A 21,103-nucleotide genomic window follows, 5' to 3' on the forward strand; every position below is an offset into this window, starting at 1 on the left:
CCTTATTGCCTTGTGGTCAGCACTCTTACCTTAACGCGGCATCTCGCGCATTGAAGCCGTCATGACAGGCTCGTTTGTGCTATTCAGGGCAAATACCAGCCACATCGCGCATCGCTTTTTAGTTAATGTGAGATAACCGACATCGCGGTCTCGGCGTTGGATTTGCGGGCATGGGGTTGAAGGCGGACGTAAACCTGGCGGCGAACATGGGCAACGACGTCACCTGATTCGTCGGTGATGTCGCACTCGAACCAGGTGAGGGTGCGATCGCCGGAGGCGGCGCGGGCGCGAATGTCTTCCACCGTCGAGGCGGGCACGTGCATAACGGCGGTGAGTTTGCCTCGCCCTCGTTTGACGAAATCTATTTCCGCTGAAGCGTCCCATACGTAGTAGTCCTCGCCGAGTTGTGGCATGAGGAGCAGTACGTAGAAGGGGTCGGTCATGGATGACAGTGATCCGCCGAAGGCGGTACCGAGGGCGTTGCGGGTCAGTGAGTTCACGCGGAGGGTTACTTCCGCTCGCGACCAGTCGTCGGCGATGTGGCGAACGCTAATGCCAGCGCCGAGAAATGGCGGCCAGGCGCGCATGCCGAGTTTGAGGGTTCGTGGTGTGAATTTCATGGTTCTCCTTTGAATCATTTCCTCACACAATATCCACTATGACGGAATGCATAAAACTAAGTGTGGCCCGACTAACATGACCCGCGATGAGTTTTCACTCCTGCGCGAGTCAGTACCGGCATGAGTATTCCCACAATCAATAGCGCCCTACTGTCGAGCACCAACCCCGAACGGTTGCGTGACTTTTACGCCGCCTCGTTTGGTATTGCACCGGAAGCCACCCCCGACGGCGGCTACCACGTCATAACCTTCGGTGGCTTCTATCTGATGTTCGACAGCCGCGACGACGTCAGCGATACCGCCCCCGAACCAGGCCGCATCATCTTCAACATCGAGGTCGAAAACGCGCCGACAATCGCACAACGGCTCACCGACAATGGCGCCCGATGGCTGTCCCCGCTCGAAAACCGCGAAGGCAGTTGGTTCGGCACCGCCATCGACCCCGATGGAAACTACGTGCAAATCATTGAACCAAGCGATGAAATGCGCGCCATGATGAGCGAATAGGAAATTACAGTGACACGCCGCCGAAATTCACGCCGGACAACTCCGACATATCCCGTTTCCATGTAACGAGGTCGTTGTGGCTGAACCCTGACAGGCTGTCGTGTCCGCATGCGCGCGCCATGATCTTCATCAAGTCCACGGAGGAATCGAAGAATCGTCCGAGACGCTCTGCCGCTTCATCGACAGGGAGGCGTTTGCGCAGTTTTTCGTCCTGGGTGGCGATTCCGACTGGACACTTGTTGGTGTGGCAGGCCCGCATACCGAGGCACCCGATTGCCTGCATGGCCGAGTTGGAGACAGCCACGACATCGGCACCAAGGGCGAGGGCTTTGACAAAATCGGCGGGCACGCGAAGTCCGCCGGTGATGATCAAAGTGACGTCACGAGCAGCGGAAGTGTCGAGGTGGCGGCGTGCCCGAGCGAGTGCGGGGATGGTTGGGACTGAGATGTTGTCGCGGAACAATGTGGGTGCGGCACCAGTTCCGCCGCCGCGGCCGTCGAGAATGATGTAGTCCACGCCGATTGCAAGAGCTGCGTCAATGTCGCGTTCGATGTGCTGGGCGGACAGTTTGACGCCGATGGGGATTCCGCCGGTGTTTTCACGCACTTCGTCGGCGAATTCGCGAAAGTCTGCGGGTGTGGTCATGTTGAGGAACCGAGATGGCGATACAGCGGATTCGCCGGGGGTGAGGCCACGAACTTCAGCGATCCTGCCGCGCACTTTGTTGCCGGGCAGGTGCCCTCCGGTGCCGGTCTTTGCGGCTTGTCCAAGCTTGAAGTGGAACGCTCGGCTAGCGGCAACGATATCCATGGAGAAACCGAACTGGGCGGATGCGAGTTCGTAGAAGTAGCGGCTGTTGGAGGCCTGTTCTTCAGGCAATACGCCGCCTTCGCCGGAACAGATACCTGTACCTGCGAGTTCGGCGCCTCGCGCGAGCGCAATCTTGGACTCTTCTGACAATGCGCCGTAACTCATGTCAGACACCATCAGTGGGATCGCGAGCTCGAGGGGACGTTTCGCTGCGGGGCCAACCGTGACGCTGGTGGTGACCGGGTCGTCGTCGAGCAGCGGTGGGGTGGCTAGTTGGGCGGTGATGATCTGGAGGTCGTCCCAGCTTGGCAGTTGCGACCGGGGGACACCCATGGCCTCCATCTGGCCGTGGTGGCCAGTGCGGGAGAGGCCTCGAGATGCCAAGTGCGAGATTGTGCCGACGTGCGGTTCGTCGGGTGTTCCTTTGAAGTCGGCGTAAAGACCTTGATACGAGTCGCGTGAGTACTTTTGAGGGTTCGCGCACTCCCACTGGGTGATCTCATCTTCGTCCACCCATACTGCGCCGTCCTCGACCCAGGAGTGGAATTTATGAAGGTCGGCACCCTTGAAGTGGATATTCTTGCCAGTGCGTGAGTCATAGGTGGATCCGTGCAGGCTGCAGGACAGGCGATCACCGTGGACTTTGCCGTCGGAAAGCAGTGCGCCGCGGTGCTGGCAGCGTCCGTACATGACTGTTGCCTCGTCAGATTCAGGGTGACGTAACACGATGAGATCAACATTGGCGACGAGCGCGTATCCGGGCTGCGATGGTGTGAGTTCGTCGATGAGAGCGACTTTGTTGGCTCGCACGTGGGGGGTTCCTTCGGCTAGCGGGATCGGTCCGGGGCCCCGGCGGGCACCGGTGCGATTGGGGCGTGCTGACATCTTCAACAGGCCGCTAACTAGTTTAAACGTCAACCAATTGGTAATGGCTGTCCCGCCGGCCTAGTAACGGGAACCGCCATCGCCCATACTCGACTATATGAAACCTGAGGCGCGCAGTCCGATAATCCGTACAGTCGCCCGCTGGATCCTCGGCGCGTTCCTGATCTCCGCTGGCATTGCACACCTCACGTGGGCGCGAGCAGAGTTTCTCGCTCAAGTCCCCGATTGGGTACCGCTTGATGCTGACTTCGTGGTCATCGCCTCTGGAGTTGTCGAGATCGCCCTAGGGGCCGCGTTAATCCTGCTTGTGCGGTTCCGAGTGATCGTCGGGTGGGTAGTTGCAGCCTTCTTCGTAGCAATTTTCCCGGGAAATATATCCCAGTTCGTCACCCAAACCGATGCCTTCGGTCTCGACTCAGATCTCGCTCGTGGGGTTCGGCTGCTTTTCCAGCCAGTACTTATTGTGTGGGCGTTGTGGGCTACTGAGGCGTGGAAGTACCGGCCGTTCGTTCGTAACCCACGTCGCGAAGAGCATTGAGCACCCACTCAGACCCGGCAAGGAACTGCGACACAGTCAACGCAGGAACGGCGATGTACCGATAGACAAAGTCGGGACTGAAATCTCCAAATGTGCTCGCGGTGCGGTGGGGCGCTTATAGCTCGTGAGTCGTGCGCACCTGCGCTCGGTTCGCGATGGCGCGTAAGCGTGGGTCCGCCGACTCGGTTAAGCGTGCGAGGGCTATCTGGGATGTTGGTGTGGCGAAGTCAAAAAGGGCCATGGCTGCCGATAAGCGAACCTCGTCGTCGCTGTCATTGAGCGCCTCAGATAGAGCATCGGTGGTGGAGTCTGCGTCCGGGCCAAGTCGGCAAAGAACTTCGGCGGCGTGGCGGCGCAAGTGTGGCTCGCCCTTTGTCAGCGCCGCGAGAAGAGTGGGCACAGCGGCTTCACCAAAGGATGCTAGATCGCGGGTAAGGCCATTTCGAGTACTGTCGTCGCCGACTCCGAGGTGGGCCGCGAGGGCAGGGATTGCTCGAGGGTCGCCGATGCGAGTGAGCGCCCACCGAGCCTTCGCTGCGACATCGAGGTCGTCTGACGACGCCAACGGCAAAATTGCGTCCGTGGTCGCAGGGTCCGCGATCTTGCTCAGGACGTGAAGCGCTTGAACGCGGGCAGACGTGTCTGCTCCCGCCAGAGCGTTCAACAAAAGTGGCGTGGCTGCGTCGGCGACACGAGTGACCGCCCAGGAAAGCGTCTCGCGAACAAAGAAGTCCTGTTCGGTCCATAGCCGAGCCACTAGTTCCGGTGTGGCAGCACGGTGAGCCAGTTTGCCAAGGGTCAGTGCCGCGGCCTGACGAACGTCGCGGTCTGCGTTAACGAGGCCGAGGAGGGCATCGTCCACTTCGGCGCTGCCGGTGGGCTCGAGCGGATCGGTCTCGAGTCTTGCAGCGTTAGGGCCCACGGCACGGTCTTCGATCCACGCGCCGCGGACTCGGGCGGTGTCAGAAACTATCGCGCGGGGGTTGTCGTCGAACATTCTGTTGGCCTTGATGCAGGAGTGTTGTGCGTTACTCATGCCTCTGAGGCTAAAAGTTTCCGTAGCGAGAAGGTCAAGATGCTACTTTTGGGCCGTGCAGTACTCGATCAGCCAGGTCGCCAAGATGGCCGGCGTCTCGGCCCGTACTCTGCGGCATTACGACGAGACTGAGTTGCTGCAACCGGCTGCGGTCTCATCGAATGGTTACCGCTGGTACGGTCGGCGAGAGCTACGTCGGTTACAACGAATCTTGCTGCTGCGTGACCTCGAAGTTCCGCTTCCTCAGATCAAAGCCATCCTCGCTGGGGATAACGACGAGGCCTCTGCGCTGCGGCGACACCTCATGCTTATTACCGCTGAACGCGACCGTCTCGACCGGATCGCCACCACAATCCGGCGCACCCTGGACGACCTTGAAGACCGTCACCGCCTGCCCGACGAGGAGTTCTTCCGAGGACTGCACGAGGGGCGCGCACAACTTGCCACCAGTCTTCAGGAGCGATTCGGCAACGCCGCTACCAACACCCTTGGCGCGGCTACCGACAGAACGGCACATTGGAGCAGAAGTCAGTACGACCGAGCCGCAGCCGAAGCGCAGGACCTCTACGGGCGACTATCCCGAGCGCGCCAGTCGGGTGTCGACCCCGCCTCGCCCGAAGCGCTCGACCTCGTCGCAGAACACTATGACGCCGTCCGTGCCATGTGGCCCGCCGATCCTGCGGCCTATCACGCCCTCGCTGATTTGATAGAGACCGACGAACATCAGCGAGGCACCGTCGCGGTCTATGATCCCGACCTTCCCTCATGGCTGGCGGCAGCTATTCGTACCTACGCCACGCAGCGTCTTGCATACCGCAGATGACCCGGGGGATTTGACGAGTTCCCCGCCAGCCTGGGTCTCCCAACTTGCAGCCACTTCGATATTTTCGACGAAAATCGACTGATGCAGGTTGGTGGGGGCTGAAGCGCCTTTCGTGGTGAGGTTGAGTCGAATGCCTTCTGTATCGCCAAGTTTCACAATCTACCTATGACACGTTTGACCACCCGTGAACGCTGCAGTGGGTGTCGATACGGTTTGTTTTGGCGCAGTTCGTTCATCTCGCGTGGGCCCATCCGCGCAGTCGAAACATAAACCTGACAAATGGGTCACCTAACAACCCTGTCACATGACAGACCTGTCATCTACACTTAAGCAATGGACACACCACTTCTGCGCCCCATCCCGCTCACCGTGGGAAGTGTCCCCGCCTTGGGTGACATTATCGGCCGTGACGCACAGGTTGGCCGCGTCCTCCGCCTGCTAGATACTCGGCAAACAGTGCTCCTGACGGGAGATCGCAGAGTCGGCAAGACATCAATTGCCCGACTCATTGAAGCGCAACTTGCCGCGCAAGATCGCCGTTTTGTACGCACCTCAGCTGAACGAGTCAATTACGACGGGTTCGTCGCTGAACTCGCTCGAGCACTCGGTCGCGCAGTTCCGGCCGGAGCGGTTCGGGAGGAACTTCACCGCTGGGAGCTCACACTCAAAGCCGGGCCAGTGGGACTGAAGCGATCAGGGGACGAGCGGACTCTGGATGAACTTGTTTCCCTCGCGCTCCCACCCGAAGGGGATCCACCGCTCATCCTGATCATCGATGAAGTTCCGGTACTCGCTCTTGAGATGGAGCGGGAACAACCCGGTGCGGGAAAGGAATTGCTCGTCACTCTTCGCCGCATCCGACAGCAGCACTCCACCAGGCTCGCGATGCTGCTTCTCGGCTCAATCGGCTTCCATCACGTCAGTGATGCTGCACCCGGAAGCGTCAACGACGTGGCACCCGAACCTGTTGGGCCTCTCAGCGAACCCGATGCGGTGTACCTCGCACGCTGCCTGCTGCTCGGCGAAGAAGTGGAAACACCTGACCCACTCGGGGTGGCGATCGCTATCGTCAACGCTGCCGAAGCGGTGCCGTACTACATCCAACACCTCGTCAAGGCTTGCCGCGACACCGCCGATGCCACCGGCCCAGTGGTGGCAACACAGATCCCTGAGCTGGTGAACGAAGCGATGACGGACCCACACGACCCCTGGAACATGCGGCATTACCGCGAACGCATCGCCCCGTACTACGGCAGGGCCCAGGCCGAACTCATCGAAACCGTCCTCGATCTGTACGCCGATCAGGGATCACTCACGGTGGACGAACTTGCACGGTTAATACCTGGCACCGGCATTGCAGAACCGCAGAACCGGCGTGCGCTCATACGGCTCATTGAGGACCTCGAACGCGATCACTACCTCACCAGAAGTGGCAAGGCCAGCAGCTTCCGAAGCTCACTTGTACAAACATTCTGGGAAACGAGCATGCGGTGACAACCCACTATGCTTACTCGCCAGAACTGCACCCGACTGAGTACCTCGACGAGATGACTGTCGGCGATGGACGCCTGGTCAAACGAATCGCCGAACGCATCCGTCTCGCCGCACGGTCCGGCACTCGCGCGCACACCTTGATCACGGGAGCGCGCGGAACAGGAAAAACACACACCCTCGCCGTTGCCGTAGGACGGGCGTCTGCCAGCAGAACCGTTGCGAACAAGGTCAGTGTGGTGTGGCTGGGTGATGGTGCATTGGAAACCAATTCCTACACGGACTTTCTTGTCAACGCGATTACTCAGATTGACCCTCTAGTGGCGTCCGACATCGTCCTCCGCCGCGCCGACTACAACGCTGCGGCGTTGGAAGAAATGCTCACCACCGCGTTAAACGGCCGGGTACTTGTCCTGGTCATCGAATCGTTAGACGCGGTGTTTGATCGCATCGGAATCGCAGGAACTCGAGCGTTGCGCGGTTTCGTGGAAACACACAGCGACACACTCGTTCTCGCCAGTGCGCCCACACTGTTTCCGGCAGTGAGCTCCCGAACCCAACCGTGGTTTGGCAACTTCGACATCGAACGAACCAGGCAACTCACAGTGCGTGAATGCACCGAACTTCTCCGTCGACGAGGTAATGACACAGCACTGGCCGCCTATCTTGACGGCGCCGAAAGTCGGGACGCTATCGATGTTGTGTACCAAGCACTCGGTGGGGCTGCAAGGGTCTGGCACCTCATCGCAGATACGGCAACACCAGAAACACTCAGCGACCCTGCCGAAACAATAAACAAAGCACTCGACATGCTCACGCCTTCGTACCACGCAATTTTGAGCGAGCTACCCAATGTTGAACGCGCCGTTATCGTGACCCTTGGGCGGGGCAACGGTGACGCACACGCCTTCACCGTCGGGGAACTCGCCGCACACTCAGGCATCACTGCTAATACGGCTGCCGTCACGTTGCGGCGCCTTACCGAACACAACTGGGTGGTGGGCGCCAAGCGGCCTGGAGCAGATCAGCGGCGAACCTACTACCACCTCACCGACCCGCTTCTAGAAACGTACATTCGGCGGCAAACACCCCACCGCGCGGCAAGCACCAGTCGAGGTAATGATGAACAATTGCCCCATTCGTTCAGAAATCAAAAACCAACTGTGACAGGTCGCTAAGGTGAGACGTGACACTCGGCGCGCGTTCGTCGCGTGTTGCACGAGTCGAATGTTCGACTGCGCCCGCACTGCACGCTAAGGGGACACACTATGTCGCGTTCTACCACGACCGCACGCCACCACGTCGTTATTGTCGGCTCGGGGTTCGGTTCGATGTTTGCCGCCAGGCAACTCAAGAACGCGGACGTGGACGTCACCGTCATAGCCCGAAGCACACATCACCTTTTTCAGCCGTTGCTGTACCAGGTGGCAACAGGAATCCTGTCTGTTGGTGAAATTGCGGTACCGAACCGTGTGATTCTGCGCCGCTACAAGAACACCAGGGTGCTTCTGGGTGATGTCGTCGATATTGACGTACGCAACCAAACAGTGACATCTGAAGCAGCAGACCACGCCATCGTCACTTCCTACGACAGCCTTATCGTCGCAGCGGGTGCTGAGCAGTCGTATTTTGGCAACGACCATTTCGCCAAGTACGCGCCCGGAATGAAGACCATTGACCACGCGCTAGAGTTGCGCGGCAAGATCATTGCGGCGTTCGAGCACGCGGAGTTGTCGCATGACCCCGAAGAGCAAAAACGCCTCCTCACCTTTGTTGTCGTGGGTGCTGGGCCGACAGGTGTTGAGATGGCCGGGCAGATCGCCGAACTAGCTAAACGCACCCTGACTGACGCGTTCCGCAACGCCGATCCTGCATCAGCGCGCATTATTCTGCTCGACGCCGCCCCTCAGGTTCTCCCACCGATGGGCAAGAAGTTGGGCAATAAAGCGCAGAGGAAGCTCGAAAAAATGGGCGTCGAAGTGCTGCTTGACACTTTCGTCACCGACATCGATGAAGGCGGATTTGTTGTCAAAGATAAGGACGGCAACCAATACCGCATCCCCGCATACTGCAAGATCTGGGCCGCCGGCGTTTCTGCGAGCCCATTGGGTAAACAACTAGCTGATCAGACTGGCACCGAGCTAGACCGCGCTGGGCGAGTAAAGGTCAATCCTGACCTGACAATTGAGGGGCAACGCAACGTTTTTGTTGTGGGCGACATGATGGCCCTCGGCGATGTTCCTGGAATCGCGCCCGCCGCAATTCAAAGTGGAACGTATGTAGCCAAACGCATTAAGGATGACGTCAAAGCCGAACTCAACGGTGAAGCCCTACCTGATCGCAAGCCCTTTAAGTACCTCGACAAGGGCAGTATCGCGGTCGTATCGAAATACAACGCCGTCGGCAAAGTTATGGGTGGAAAAGTCCCGGTCAGTGGTCTCATCGGGTGGCTCATGTGGCTTGGTGTCCACCTCTTTTACCTCGTGGGCTTCAAGAATCGCTACACCACACTCATGTACTGGTTGATCACGTTTATCTCCAACTCGCGAACCCAACTTAATGTCACCGAACAATGGATGAATGCCCGCGTGGCACTGGAACAAGTCGAAGAAGAAAAACAGAAAGAACTAGACGCACGGTAAGGAACACGACATGGCCGATCAAGACAGCCCTCAAATCCCACTCCCACCTGTGGCCCCACACCTCGTTGTGCACGGTGCAGCGCAGGCGATTGAGTTCTACACAAAAGCATTTGGTGCTGTAGAAGTGTTTCGAGTACCCGACGATGACGGCAACCGCCTCATGCACGCGAGTATCACCATCAACGGCGGATTGATCATGCTGGTCGATGACTACCCCGAATACTGCGACGGGAAGAGCACCACACCACAAGCTCTCGGTGGAAGCCCCGTGACCATTCACCTCAACGTCCAGGACGTCGACGCCGCCTGGAAGCAAGCCGTCGATGCTGGGGCAACAGTGGATATGGAACTTGCAGATCAGTTTTGGGGCGACCGGTACGGCAAGCTCACCGACCCATTCGGGCACAGTTGGTCGCTCGCTTCCCCTAGCAAAACATGACCGATAAGCGATTACCGATCGTTTTCGTTCACGGAATCCGGCTTAGTCACGCGGAATGGTCTGCCGAAGTTGATTTACTGCACACTCGCGGTTACCAAGCCACGGCTGTCGACCTTCCTGGGCATGGGCTTCGGCGAGGAGATAAATTCACCCTCGACGGCGCCACCGGCATCATTGCGGACGCCATCGACGAACTCGGTGGTACCGCGCTGCTCGTAGGCCATTCGCTAGGCGGCTATGTTGCCCTCGCTGCCGCAGCGCAGTTCCCCGACAAACTTGCAGGACTCGTAGTTACGGGTTCGACGGCCACACCAAATCGATACCTTGGCTTGCCGTTTCTCGGCGCTCACCAGGCCCTCACCCGGCTGCCGAACAGCGGTGATGCAGTGAGTCGGTTCGCAATGCAACGTCTCGCTCCACCACGAACCGGGCAGGCCATTGTGGAGCGTGGTATCGCGACGGAAGTAATCCCTGATGTTGTGCGTGAAGTTGTCGGTTTTAACCCGCTCGCAGCTGCGGCGCAATTCACCGGCCCAACCTGGTACATCAACGGGCGCCACGATCATTTCAGGCTGCACGAAAAACGCTTCCTGAACGCCAGCGCCGACGGTCGGTTGCACGTTGTGCGTGGGGCCGGACATTACTTGCCTATCACCCACGCCGACGAGTTCACTGCCATTCTTGAGAACATCGTTGAGGAGCTCACAACAAGCGCGTGAGGGCGGGGGATTAACGCCCGGATTTGGCGTGGATCATGGAGATCGCAACCGCCGCCGTCGAAGCGACGAGGGTGGGGACGAACTCGTGGTTAAACCATGCTCGACCATGTGAGACCCACACGCTGTTAAGACCCATATTGTGGGCGCCACCAATATCGGCGAGTGGGTGGTCACCCACCATCCAACCGTCCCGCAACGGCATGCCCACGGATTGTGCCGCGGCGTGGAATATCAATGGGGATGGTTTCGCGTACCCCACTTCCTCGGAGATGACGCACTCATCTATATGTGCTCCAAGGCCCGTGGCCGCGAGTTTCGCCTCCTGCTGCCGCACCGTTCCATTGGTGACGACGACGAGCTTCCATCCACGCGCACGCGCACGCGCGACGTCAAGGTTGTCCAGGACTGCGTCTTCCACCGTCACATAGTTGACGTGCTGCATCAGCAAGACCTCCACCAGAGCGGGCACCGAACAGCTGAGTTGATAGCGGCGGCGCAGCTGTTGTGCCAGCGACGAACGTGGGGTGTAACCATCGGCGTCTGCTTCCATGAGCCAAGCAAGGTCACCTGCTGCACCGATGGTGGACAGGAATTCGTTTGCCCACAAACGAAATGCGGCATTCCGGTCGATCAGGGTGTTGTCGAGATCAAGCAACAGTAGCGGCATAGTGAATTCATCCTGCTATACGCGCACTAAGCGATCCAGGGAAAGCGTCAGGTCGTCACATATAACGGAGGAACGTGACGTGCGCTACTCTAAGTCCAAACAGATGGCCCAAACAGATCGCGGGGCCACTGTTGCGGCATCAACAACAACTAGGCGCGCTCGTGCGATATCCCCAGTGGTTCGCTACTGGTGAAGCCAAGAAGGAGACTGGGACGACAATGGCTGACAGCGACGCGGTCAACCAACACCCCGACTTCTCAAGCAACCAAGCGTTCTATTGGTTGCTGAAGTTCGCGCTCATCGGACCCTTTATGCGGGTATACAACCGGCCGAAGGTCGACGGCCTCGAGAACATACCTAAAGAAGGCCCAGCTGTGATCGCGGGCAATCACCTTTCCATCGCTGACTGGCTCTTTGCGCCTCTCGCATCGCCGCGGAGGATCTCCTACCTCGCGAAGAATGAATACTTCACGACTCCTGGAATCTCAGGAAAGTTGCAGCGTTTCTTCTTTGTTCAAACTGGCCAGGTTCCGATTGACCGAACTGGCGCTAGTGCAGCGGAGAATGCATTAAATACAGCCAAAAGGCTGCTCCGTGAAGGACGCCTAGTTGGCCTATATCCAGAGGGCACGCGTTCACCTGATTCCCGGTTGTACAAAGGCAAAACGGGTGTGGCGCGAGTAGCTCTAGACACTGGTGTGCCGATCATTCCTGTTGGTGTGACGGGAACTGAAAAGGTGTGCCCTCCGGGCAAGATGACCTGGGGGCACCACCAGGTGACGGTGAAGTTCGGCAAACCCATCAATCCTGCCGAGTTCGGCGAAAGTGGCGACACCAAGGCCGAACGCACCTTGACTGACCACATCATGAAAGAGATTCAGGCACTGACTGGGCAGGAATACGTCGACGAGTACGCGCCCCGCGGAAAGAAGAATAAGTAAGTCTAGAACTGTGGTCAATCAGGTTGTGTAGGTGTACGACCTAGACTGAGCGCATGCCTCGAACCGGTGTTCGCGAACGCAGACATACTCGGCTCACCACGGCGGGTGTGCTTTTTGTGCTCGCCGCAGTGTGGTACCTGGGTAGCGAAGCTATTGCAGCGGCCGCGTTTGCTGGGTACAGCTACTCGCACAACTACATTAGCGATCTTGGCATCCCCGGCCTGGGGACGTCTGGCGGGCGCGACATCGACTCACCGCTTGCGCTCGTGATGAATGTTGGCTTCGTCGGACACGGGATCCTCTTCGTGGCAGCGGCGTATTTGTTGGTGACTGCACTTCCTGCAACTCGGCTTCGGTGGGTGTATTTTGGGTTCGCTGTCGTACACGGCGTCGGCATCACCATGGTCGGTATATTTCCCGCGGCGCTTGATGCATCTGACACCAACGGCATGGTGTTGCACGTCATTGGTGCCGGGATGGCGATCGTGGGCGGAAACCTCGCGGTGATCACCGGCGGATTCATTGTTCTACGCCGGGTTGTGCCACCGTGGGTCCCCAGCGCCAGTGTGGCACTGGGGATGACGGGCCTGGTGTGCCTAGCGATGTTGATGCTTAGTCAAAACGCAGGTAGCAGCATTCTTGTCGCCCACGGAGTGTGGGAGCGCGGCGCGGTGTACACAGTGCAGGCGTGGGAGCTTTTGGTCGCCGCGGTGATCCTTGTGGGGGCGGTTCGTCAAAGTCCCGCAGGAGCAAGCACCTCCCGTTCGAGCCGCTGGTAGCTGGTTTCCATCCCGTCGGTCATCCCGGTGCCGAGGACGATGTCGCGCAATTCAGTTGTGGGGTAAGTGATGACGAGGGATAGCAGCGTGCCTCCCTCGACGGGGGTCAGTGTTAATTCATTGATTGTGCCTTCCCCCTCCATGCCGATCATGCGTTCGGTGGTCACCGCGCGATAAGGGGGAGTGTTCTCCAGCAGTTCGCCTTCGAAGCCGAAGCCGCCTTCGCCGCCGCCTTCTGGTGCCCACTCGTACCGGTAGGAGTCGCCCACTTCGGTGGCGAGTTCGCAGACGGGCATTGTCCAGCCGTCAGGGCCAAGCAACCAACGGCGGATTAGTTCTGCGTCGTTGTGGGCACGCCATACGTCGTCGACAGAACCGCGGATGACGCGACTGATCCGCACTTGGGTGTCGTTGAGGATCTGGCTCGCTGTGGCTCGGTCATGGGCAAACGATGTGAGGTCGGCGAGGACGTCATCGATTTGTCCCATCGCTTCTTGGAGTCCTTCTTCCATGCCCATTTCAAGCAGTTTCTCGAGATCTTCAAGGGACGCGAAGGTGGTTACGGTGGTGACGCGTGATCCGTTGTCGACGGTTTCGAATGTGAAGGCTGTGCGGGAGGTGGGCAACTCGTCGTGTGGTGTGCCGTCAGGGTTAGCGAATCCATCAACGACTTCGAATGATTTTTCCGGTGTGACGGCGACCCACTTCCAGTAACCGTGGTAGCGCTCGTCGTTGGGGCCGGTCATGTAGTAGGCGCTGGTTCCGTTGGGTGAGCCGTCGTGGCGTGTAAATGTCGCGGGGTAGCCGGGGGGTCCCCAGAATCGTTCAAGTTGACGGGGGTCGAGGTAGGCGTCCCAGAGTCGGCGTAGTGGGGCGGAAAACTCAGCGACTACGGTCAACGTGAGAGCTTCGGTGTCGCGGGTTACGGACGTGACAGGCATGGTGATCGCCTTCCTGGTGGTCAGTGTTGCGGGGGTTCTTCGGAGAGCAGTGCGTCGAGGCGCTCGATGCGGCCTCGCCAGATCTGTTCGTATCGGTCGAGCAAATGTTGGGCGCGCTGGATCATCTCGGGGTTGCCGCGGATCTGGCGCTCACGGCCTTGTCGGTGCTTGGACACAAGGCCTGCTCCTTCCAGTACGGCGACATGTTTTTGCACGGCGGCGAAGGACATGTCGTACAGCTGTGTGAGCTCTGAAACCGTGGCTTCTGCAGTCAGGGTTCGGCGCAGGATGTCACGCCGGGTTGCGTCGGCGAGTGCGCGGAAAATCCGGTCGACCTCGTCGTCGGATAGCTCGGTGTCGCGTGAACCAGAATATACAACCATATGGTTGTATATTAGTCCGAGTTGGTCGGAAGTCAAGGGTTTGGCAGGCGCCCCGACTGGCCGCGCGGCATGATAGAACCGTATAAGTACACACGCGAACAGAAACGGACAACGCTATGCGCTCACGCCGATGGTACGAACTGACAATCGTTCAGAAATTACTCGTCGTGTCGCTAGCATCGGTTCAGGTCTCGCTGGCTGCCGCAGCCTGGGCCGACCTCGCTCAGCGCCAAGAAGGCGAAGTACAAGGATCGAAAAAGAAATGGGCGGCAGTCATCGCGATCAACTTCATTGGGCCAATCCTGTACTTCACGCGAGGGCGCACACCCGCAGGGGACACGGTTTAGCGCCACGTCGCCATGAAACCTCAACCATCACCGAGCCTCTTGGGACAAGTGGTGCGATGCTCGTTCCTTCTCGTGATTGCGTTCGTCATTGGTGCGACGTTCTGGCCGCGCGGTGTTACAGCTTCAGCGCAGGATTTGATAGACGACCTCAACAACGGGGCAGTCGTCGCGGTCGAGCTTGGGCGAGAATCTACATTCGGCGGGATTATCAGGCCAGCAAGCAATGACCCAATCCGTGTCCGCTGGAAAACCGAGTCCGGTGGCACGTGGCACACATTCCGCACTGAAGACGTCTCCAGCTATGGAGTGACGCGCCCTACTCCGGAAGAAGCTGCTAACGAGACCATCCTTTTCGAGGGTACCGACCGCATCACCAATGTCCTCACTGGGCAATTGGCCCGGCATCCCGATGTTCCCGTAACGCTCCGGGGCATGTCGGGGGCGAGCCTGGCAAATGTTCTGTTGTTGTTCATTGGGGTGTGGATCGTCGCTGAGCTCGTGTGGGGTAAGCAACCACGCATAGCGACCAAGTGGGGGTGGTTCTGGTTCCTGTTCATACCCGGCGGAATCGGAATGGCCTGGTACTTGCTTTTCGAAACGCAATGGTCGACGAAAATACGCCGAAAGCCCAGGCCATTGCCTCCAACAACGCAAACTACTACGGCGGATTCCCGCATCAACGGAATGTTTGCCTTCATCGTCGCGGTCGTACTGGGCGTAGTCATTACGCACTTCGTTGTGTTGTAGGGAAACGCCACAACGAATCTACGGCGACTGAGCGCGAGCGACCTTATTGCCACCGACGTAAAACACCTCCTGGGGGACTAGAATCAGCGGTGTGAGCCGCCTTCCCGCAGTGGTGATTCTTTTCGTTCTTGCTCTGGTCAGTCTGCCCATATCTGCGTCCTTCTTAGATGGGGAGCGCACTGAGGACATCGTTTTGCCAGTCCATTTCCTCGTGATGGCAGTAGCTGGTGCGGTTATTGCCCAACTGTTGCCTTTGGCGAATGCAGGTGCTTCGGCAACCAGGAGGACCGTTATCGGTGTCGCAACAGGGCTCGGTATGGCAGTCCTTGGCATGGCAGTTTTCTGGTTCCTCCTCAACGGGCTTGGTGGTGCATAGGACAAGGTGTGACGAACCGCTTGACATTGACATCGTGACAAGGTTTTGACTGTCAATGTAAGGAGGTGGTTGCCATCAACACGATCGACCACAACACACCAGGCAATTCGCTCGTCACGGCATTGAGCAGTCCGAATTCCTCTACGAGACTTCAAGCTGCGCTGATGGCAGGCACACACCCTGCAGCAAGTCGTTGCGAAAGTCTCGTCGCACGGTGCAGCGTAGAACCGGACTTTTTCGTGCGGGACATGTTGACCTGGGCTTTAACGCGTCACCCCCGTGACATGGTTGTGCCATTACTCGTGCGCGAACTCCGATCGGAGATTGCCCAAGCACGCAGCCAATCGCTGCACACGCTCTCGAAGATCGGCGACAAAGAGTCCTGGGCCGCGATCACGTCGGACTTATTGCACGACGCGGATGACGAGGTAGCGCGCAGTGCCTGGCGAGCCGCAATCATCCTTGTGCCGACGGGGCAAGAAGATTGGCTTGCCGCCGAGTTGGCAAATGAACTCGGTCGCGGAGACCTAGACACCCAACTAAGTCTGAGTCGAGCCCTCATCGCGGTTGGGGGACAGGTTCCACTATCACTCAACGCTGCGACAGCAAGTGCTGACCAGAAGGTGCAGGCACACGCGATTGCCACCGAGAAACTTTTGGCAGATCCCGACGCTGAGTTCGCGCAGGCACTCAAGGACGCTAAACGTGTCATGATCACTGGAGTTATCTAAGGGGGGGATCGCAGTGCTTATCGGGGAGGTATCGCAACGCTCGGGTGTGAGCACTCGCATGCTTCGGCATTACGACTCCCTCGGGCTTGTGCGGCCGACCGGGCGCACGTCGGGCGGATACCGCGCGTATTCAGGGAACGATATTGAGCGGATCTTTCACGTCGAATGCCTACGCTCGCTTGGTTTAACGCTGCGCGAAATACAACGCGCGTTGGACGATCCAGAGTTTGCGCCAGAGGCTCTCGTCAGCGACCTCGTCCGGCAGGCAGAACAGCGAATAGCGCGTGAAAAGGAACTGCTGACCCGACTCAACCGAGTCACTGTCGCTGAACCTACTGATTGGGCGGACGTCCTGCATGTAGTCAAGCTGCTGCGTGCTCTGGATTCGAAACACGCTGCGCTGCGTCAGCGAGCGATCCTGTCCTCCTCCGATGGTGAATCGCTTCCCGCCGAAATTCTCGCTGACGCAGCGCTTTCCGAGACCGATCCGAATGTGGCTGGCGCTATTGAGTGGGCCCTTGCGCGTGCGGGCGATGTCGGGTTGGAACGTGTGGCGGCAGGCCTGCAATCGGAGGACGTCGAAGTGCGGTTGCGAGCGGTCTCTGCGATAGTGGCAATCGAGAGTACTGCTTCGACAGAGATGCTTCGGGGGCTGCTGACCGACCCTGACGACAACGTGCGACGACGAGTCGCACTCGCGCTAGGTTCGCGGGGGTGCCTTGATTCAGGACCAGCCCTTATCGACATGGTGGTTTCGGGAGCAAACGATGTTGAGGCTGCTGAACTCCTGGGAGCGATGTCGTCGAGCGATGACGTTGCTGACGGAATTGTCCGCGCTCTCGTAAACAGGCTGGGAAGCGATGCAAAACCGCGTGCACGACTCCGTCTTGCCCAGGCACTCGCGGAGATTCCAGGTTCGGCGGCGCAGGAGGCACTCACGGTAATGACACGCGATGTGGACCGCACCGTAGCGCTCACAGCAGAATCGATCATGGTCAAAAAATTGCGTTGACGGCAGATTCAGGGAAATGGGCGCGCTGCGAAACATTGAGGGGTTACCGACGTGACGACATCATCTCGTGCGACAGCTACTAGGTATCGGCCGGATTTGTCGTGGGTTTCACTCGTCGCGCTTTCTGCAGGTATTTTGATGGTTGCCGCTGTAAGTGCGGCTAACAGCCAAACGGTGATGGCCAGTTGGGGAGCGTCAATCGCCGTTGCTGCCGCGCTGATTGGACTGTTGATCGCACAGCGGCGAATAGCGAAGCGCTTCGGTGCACCTGTTCATCGCGTCGGCTACGGTCTCGCTGCGCTCATAGCGCTCATGGCAGTGCCGACTTTGATGCCGGTGGCTGCCTACCACTGGGGATACCTCACATTTCTCGGCGCAGCGTTTGTGGTGCTGGGCTTGCGGTCGCGTCAGCAGCTGACGTGGATCGCCGGGGCGGTCACGGTGGTGGTCGGATCTTTAACTGGATCTTCGATATTGCGCGACAGCATTTTTGGCTTGAGAGAGGCGTCAGCGGCTTTCGGTGCATCTGTGTCAGCTCAGGTCTTACTTGGCGTTGGTGTGTTGTTGCTCGCGGCGTGGTCGCGTGGGCGGGACCGGCATGCAATTAGGCCAGAATCGTTCCGCTAAACCTGTCATGGTGTAGGGATGAGCAACACGACAGAGCGGGTGCTGCGACTGTTGTCGTTGCTGCAGGCTCAGCCGGTGTGGACGGGCGAAGCGCTGGCGGAACGGCTTGGTGTCACTGCGCGGTGCATTCGCCGGGACGTCGATCGTTTGCGTGAACTGGGGTATCCCGTCAACGCTACCCAAGGGGTTGGTGGTGGGTATCGGCTTGGCGCGGGTAAAGCGTTGCCGCCGTTGCTTCTTGATGACGGGGAAGCGGTGGCGGTTGCAGTCGCGCTTCGGCTCACGGCTGGTGTCGCTCTGACGGGTGCGACTGCGGTGGGTGCAAGTGAGTCCGCGTTGGAGGCGCTGACCAAGCTGGATAAAGTCATGCCCCCGCGGTTGAGGGCTGAGATTCGGGCGATTCAGGACTCGATTGATGTGCTCGGCGGACCCGTTCACATGGAAGTCAGTGCCGAGTGCCTGCTCACTCTCGCCCGGTGCTGCCAAGATCAGTGTCAGGCCCGATTCGCCTATGGCGACCGCGATGGCAAGCGTTCCTTTCGGCGAGTCGAACCAGTGCGATTGGTGTCGGCGCAGCGGCGTTGGTACCTGATGGCGTGGGATCTTGATCGCGACGACTGGCGGACCTTCCGGCTAGACCGAATGACCGACGTCGTTGCGTCTACGTTTCGGTTCCGGCCTCGTGAACATCCCGATCCTGCCGAATATGTCCGCAGGTCTGTGACGACTTTTCCGCACCGATTCATGGTTCGTGTCGTTCTGCATTGCTCCCTTGTTCAAGCTAGGGCCATGATTCCGCAGACAGTGGGCACGCTCACCGAGCGGGAAGGCAGGGTGCTTCTTGAATTTAGTGCTGACGACTTGCGCTGGTCCGCGATGCATCTGAGCTGTCTCGACGTGGGGTTCGAAGTCCTTGACCCGCCAGAGATGTTTGACGTGATGCGGGGCTTGGCAAAAAAGTTGACCTTGGCGGCAGATAGCCGGTTGATTGCGGACCGAAATGAGCCTATATCGGGTTGATCATGACTTTGTCACACACGTTAAGGAGACAATCATGAGCACTCTTGATCGTTACATTCCAGGCGTCCCTTGCTGGGCAGACACGGAACAACCCGACCCCGCCGCTGCCGCCGCGTTCTATTCCGGCCTGTTTGGCTGGGAATGTGAGAACGCTATGCCCTCAGACGAGGACACGCCCTACTTTGTCGCTCGCCTCAAGGATGGCGATGTTGCAGCGATTTCCGGGTTCTACGACGGGGCTCCGCAACAGCCGACGTGGAATACCTACATTTGGGTCGAGAGCGCCGACGAGACAGCAACGAAATTGACTGAGGCAGGTGGACGGGTTCTACAGGCGCCATTTGATGTCATGGATCAGGGACGTATGGCTGTGTGCGCGGACCTTGAAGGTGCCACGTTCATGGTGTGGGAACCTCGTGCGCATCGAGGCTCTGCTGTCGTCAATGAACCCGGTAGCGTGAACTTCAATGACCTTTACACCCGTGACCCCGAGTCGGCCCGGCGGTTTTACAATGCTGTTTTCGGTTGGGAGATATTAGATCTCGGCCCCGGCGGGCAGATGTTTACCTTGCCCGGCTACAGCGACCACCTCGACCTGCTGTACCCCGGTAACACAGCGGAAATGGTGGCGATGGGCGCTCCCGCTGGTTTCGAGAATGTCGTTGCGAGCCTGTCGTTGATCGACGCGGACTCCGATATTCCTCCGCACTGGGGAATTACCTTCGCGGTTGCGGACGCTGATGAGGCAGCGGCGCGGGCTGCAGAGCTTGGGGGAGCTGTGGTTGCGGCACCCGCAGATGCACCGTGGACGCGCGTAACAGTGTTGCGTGACCCAGCGGGCGTTGTGTTCACAGCCGGTCAATTTGTCCCCGAAAACGCTAGCGTCACGTCGTGACCTTCGAAGTTCGGCCTGCTACGTCGTTTGACGATGTGTGCGCGCTCGTGGGCCCCAAACGCCCTGATGCGAATGTGTGCTGGTGCTTGAGTTATCGCATCAGTTCGAAGCTGAACAACGAGCTCCGGGGACCAGCGCGTGGCGAATACGTTGCGAAGCTCATGGAGACGCGTGGGCCTCTCGGCGTGCTTGCCTACGACGGTGATACGCCGGTGGGGTGGGCTGCCGTCGCGCCACGAGCTGACACTGCTTTCGCTCGCAATCGGAAGATTCCGTGGATCGACGACCTGCCTGTGTGGTCGCTGTGGTGCATTCGCGTCCGCCCAGGGCATCGAGGGAACGGGGTGTCTCACGCATTGATTTCCGGCGCGGTGGAGTACGCAAAAACTCATGGCGCACCTGCGATCGAGGCGTATCCGCTCGACAACAAGGGCGCGAAGGTTGATCTCACAATGGCGTATGCCGGGATTCGTAAGAACTTTGAGGCCGCAGGTTTCTCCTACGCCGCTGACACAACGTCCACGCTGAGTGGTTTTCCACGCGTCATCATGCGGAAAGAGTGGCAATTGAAGGGTTAATGCCGTTTTCCCATTGCACTATGTATGTGATCTGTCATACGGTGTACTTGCCGAGCCTGTGGTTCGGCCAGGTCGCACTCAATGTGGAGGAAACATGGCCAATCAAACACCAGACCTATCAGCGATGTCGGGACTCGAACTACTGCGAGCGATGATGCCCATGCTGAATGACGTACCCAACATTGGGCGCACCATTGGCATGGAAGTGGGCACGCTGGAGGACGGCAAGGTTGAGTTTCACCTGACCACTAAGCCAGACCACGCGAACCCGCTCGGTTCCGTGCACGGTGGCGTCTGTGCGACACTCCTCGACTCAGTCATGGGGTGCGCGGTTCACACCACCCTCGACCCTGGGGTTGGTTACAGCACGCTAGAACTGAAGGTGAACTACATCCGCACAGTTCCCACAGACGGTGTTCGACTCACCGGAACCGGAACTGTAATCCACCGGGGACGCTCAACAGCGACAGCAGAGGGGACGGTGCACGATGACCAAGGTCGCCTCGTCGCGCACGCCACCACCACCTGCCTGATCCACAGTTGATTCA

General features: G+C 58.8%; 26 protein-coding genes. 20 read left to right on the forward strand and 6 right to left on the reverse strand.

What is annotated here, in order from left to right; genetic code table 11:
* Positions 1-122: 122 nt before the first annotated feature.
* On the reverse strand, positions 123-620 hold the full coding sequence (locus IEW73_RS01900; RefSeq protein WP_188670137.1) for a DUF4442 domain-containing protein: 498 nt from the start codon (positions 618-620) through the stop codon (positions 123-125).
* A gap of 120 nt (positions 621-740) precedes the next feature.
* Between IEW73_RS01900 and IEW73_RS01905 the strand changes: the two genes are divergently transcribed.
* Positions 741-1,127 (forward strand): VOC family protein, encoded by a 387-nt coding sequence (locus tag IEW73_RS01905; RefSeq protein WP_188670139.1) that lies wholly within the window; start codon positions 741-743, stop codon positions 1,125-1,127.
* A 4-nt stretch (positions 1,128-1,131) separates the two neighbouring features.
* On the opposite strand, the gene IEW73_RS01910 is transcribed toward IEW73_RS01905, so the two are convergent.
* Complete coding sequence (locus IEW73_RS01910; protein ID WP_229675672.1) at positions 1,132-2,748, reverse strand: glutamate synthase-related protein; 1,617 nt, start codon at positions 2,746-2,748, stop codon at positions 1,132-1,134.
* A gap of 172 nt (positions 2,749-2,920) precedes the next feature.
* On the opposite strand from IEW73_RS01910, the gene IEW73_RS01915 reads away from it, so the two are divergent.
* A complete protein-coding gene (locus IEW73_RS01915; protein ID WP_188670143.1) occupies positions 2,921-3,361 on the forward strand; it encodes a DoxX family protein in 441 nt (146 codons plus the stop codon).
* A 115-nt stretch (positions 3,362-3,476) separates the two neighbouring features.
* On the opposite strand, the gene IEW73_RS01920 is transcribed toward IEW73_RS01915, so the two are convergent.
* Positions 3,477-4,397, reverse strand: coding sequence for a HEAT repeat domain-containing protein (locus IEW73_RS01920; protein ID WP_206050425.1), 921 nt, complete (start codon positions 4,395-4,397; stop codon positions 3,477-3,479).
* 55 nt (positions 4,398-4,452) lie between these two features.
* On the opposite strand from IEW73_RS01920, the gene IEW73_RS01925 reads away from it, so the two are divergent.
* The 6 genes from IEW73_RS01925 to IEW73_RS01950 all read left to right on the forward strand — a co-directional run bounded on the left by IEW73_RS01925 (position 4,453) and on the right by IEW73_RS01950 (position 10,511).
* Positions 4,453-5,220 carry a MerR family transcriptional regulator gene (locus IEW73_RS01925; protein ID WP_188670145.1) on the forward strand — a complete coding sequence of 256 codons (768 nt, stop codon included), beginning with the start codon at positions 4,453-4,455 and terminating at the stop codon, positions 5,218-5,220.
* 333 nt (positions 5,221-5,553) lie between these two features.
* On the forward strand, positions 5,554-6,714 hold the full coding sequence (locus tag IEW73_RS01930; RefSeq protein WP_188670147.1) for an AAA family ATPase: 1,161 nt from the start codon (positions 5,554-5,556) through the stop codon (positions 6,712-6,714).
* On the forward strand, positions 6,711-7,889 hold the full coding sequence (locus IEW73_RS01935) for a MarR family transcriptional regulator (protein ID WP_188670149.1): 1,179 nt from the start codon (positions 6,711-6,713) through the stop codon (positions 7,887-7,889). The genes IEW73_RS01930 and IEW73_RS01935 overlap by 4 nt, the downstream gene beginning before the upstream one ends.
* A gap of 90 nt (positions 7,890-7,979) precedes the next feature.
* Positions 7,980-9,353 carry an NAD(P)/FAD-dependent oxidoreductase gene (locus IEW73_RS01940; protein ID WP_188670151.1) on the forward strand — a complete coding sequence of 458 codons (1,374 nt, stop codon included), beginning with the start codon at positions 7,980-7,982 and terminating at the stop codon, positions 9,351-9,353.
* Between the two features lie 10 nt (positions 9,354-9,363).
* Positions 9,364-9,792, forward strand: coding sequence for a VOC family protein (locus IEW73_RS01945; protein WP_188670153.1), 429 nt, complete (start codon positions 9,364-9,366; stop codon positions 9,790-9,792).
* Positions 9,789-10,511 carry an alpha/beta fold hydrolase gene (locus IEW73_RS01950; RefSeq protein ID WP_188670155.1) on the forward strand — a complete coding sequence of 241 codons (723 nt, stop codon included), beginning with the start codon at positions 9,789-9,791 and terminating at the stop codon, positions 10,509-10,511. Before IEW73_RS01945 ends, IEW73_RS01950 begins: the two co-directional genes overlap by 4 nt.
* Positions 10,512-10,521: 10 nt before the next feature.
* On the opposite strand, the gene IEW73_RS01955 is transcribed toward IEW73_RS01950, so the two are convergent.
* Positions 10,522-11,178: an HAD family hydrolase gene (locus tag IEW73_RS01955; RefSeq protein ID WP_188670157.1), complete on the reverse strand. Its 657-nt coding sequence runs from the start codon at positions 11,176-11,178 to the stop codon at positions 10,522-10,524.
* Between the two features lie 218 nt (positions 11,179-11,396).
* On the opposite strand from IEW73_RS01955, the gene IEW73_RS01960 reads away from it, so the two are divergent.
* Both IEW73_RS01960 and IEW73_RS01965 read left to right on the forward strand, forming a co-directional pair.
* Positions 11,397-12,119, forward strand: coding sequence for a lysophospholipid acyltransferase family protein (locus IEW73_RS01960; protein WP_188670159.1), 723 nt, complete (start codon positions 11,397-11,399; stop codon positions 12,117-12,119).
* A 53-nt stretch (positions 12,120-12,172) separates the two neighbouring features.
* Positions 12,173-12,898, forward strand: coding sequence for a DUF998 domain-containing protein (locus tag IEW73_RS01965; protein WP_188670161.1), 726 nt, complete (start codon positions 12,173-12,175; stop codon positions 12,896-12,898).
* Here IEW73_RS01965 and IEW73_RS01970 read toward each other — a convergent pair.
* Positions 12,853-13,839 carry an SRPBCC family protein gene (locus IEW73_RS01970; protein ID WP_188670163.1) on the reverse strand — a complete coding sequence of 329 codons (987 nt, stop codon included), beginning with the start codon at positions 13,837-13,839 and terminating at the stop codon, positions 12,853-12,855. The genes IEW73_RS01965 and IEW73_RS01970 overlap by 46 nt on opposite strands.
* Before the next feature lie 20 nt (positions 13,840-13,859).
* Positions 13,860-14,222: an ArsR/SmtB family transcription factor gene (locus IEW73_RS01975; protein WP_188670165.1), complete on the reverse strand. Its 363-nt coding sequence runs from the start codon at positions 14,220-14,222 to the stop codon at positions 13,860-13,862.
* Positions 14,223-14,338: 116 nt separating this feature from the next.
* Here IEW73_RS01975 and IEW73_RS01980 point away from each other — a divergent pair, with 116 nt between their 5' ends.
* The 10 genes from IEW73_RS01980 (at position 14,339) to IEW73_RS02025 (ending at position 21,099) form a co-directional block, all read left to right on the forward strand.
* Positions 14,339-14,569 carry a hypothetical protein gene (locus tag IEW73_RS01980; protein ID WP_188670167.1) on the forward strand — a complete coding sequence of 77 codons (231 nt, stop codon included), beginning with the start codon at positions 14,339-14,341 and terminating at the stop codon, positions 14,567-14,569.
* A gap of 12 nt (positions 14,570-14,581) precedes the next feature.
* Positions 14,582-15,316: a hypothetical protein gene (locus IEW73_RS01985; RefSeq protein ID WP_188670169.1), complete on the forward strand. Its 735-nt coding sequence runs from the start codon at positions 14,582-14,584 to the stop codon at positions 15,314-15,316.
* Between the two features lie 91 nt (positions 15,317-15,407).
* Positions 15,408-15,692 (forward strand): hypothetical protein, encoded by a 285-nt coding sequence (locus tag IEW73_RS01990; protein WP_188670171.1) that lies wholly within the window; start codon positions 15,408-15,410, stop codon positions 15,690-15,692.
* Positions 15,693-15,757: 65 nt separating this feature from the next.
* Positions 15,758-16,423: a HEAT repeat domain-containing protein gene (locus IEW73_RS01995; RefSeq protein WP_206050424.1), complete on the forward strand. Its 666-nt coding sequence runs from the start codon at positions 15,758-15,760 to the stop codon at positions 16,421-16,423.
* 13 nt (positions 16,424-16,436) lie between these two features.
* Positions 16,437-17,435 (forward strand): MerR family transcriptional regulator, encoded by a 999-nt coding sequence (locus tag IEW73_RS02000; RefSeq protein ID WP_188670173.1) that lies wholly within the window; start codon positions 16,437-16,439, stop codon positions 17,433-17,435.
* A gap of 51 nt (positions 17,436-17,486) precedes the next feature.
* Positions 17,487-18,062: a hypothetical protein gene (locus tag IEW73_RS02005; RefSeq protein WP_229675674.1), complete on the forward strand. Its 576-nt coding sequence runs from the start codon at positions 17,487-17,489 to the stop codon at positions 18,060-18,062.
* An 18-nt stretch (positions 18,063-18,080) separates the two neighbouring features.
* Entirely contained in the window at positions 18,081-19,082 is a 1,002-nt protein-coding gene (locus tag IEW73_RS02010) for a helix-turn-helix transcriptional regulator (RefSeq protein WP_188670175.1), read from the forward strand.
* A 34-nt stretch (positions 19,083-19,116) separates the two neighbouring features.
* Entirely contained in the window at positions 19,117-19,977 is an 861-nt protein-coding gene (locus tag IEW73_RS02015; protein WP_188670177.1) for a VOC family protein, read from the forward strand.
* Positions 19,974-20,555 carry a GNAT family N-acetyltransferase gene (locus tag IEW73_RS02020; protein ID WP_188670179.1) on the forward strand — a complete coding sequence of 194 codons (582 nt, stop codon included), beginning with the start codon at positions 19,974-19,976 and terminating at the stop codon, positions 20,553-20,555. The genes IEW73_RS02015 and IEW73_RS02020 overlap by 4 nt, the downstream gene beginning before the upstream one ends.
* A 94-nt stretch (positions 20,556-20,649) precedes the next feature.
* Positions 20,650-21,099 (forward strand): PaaI family thioesterase, encoded by a 450-nt coding sequence (locus tag IEW73_RS02025; protein WP_188670181.1) that lies wholly within the window; start codon positions 20,650-20,652, stop codon positions 21,097-21,099.
* Positions 21,100-21,103 lie beyond the last annotated feature (4 nt).

The sequence above is a fragment of the Hoyosella rhizosphaerae genome, assembly GCF_014643175.1.
Classification (GTDB): domain Bacteria; phylum Actinomycetota; class Actinomycetes; order Mycobacteriales; family Mycobacteriaceae; genus Lolliginicoccus; species Lolliginicoccus rhizosphaerae.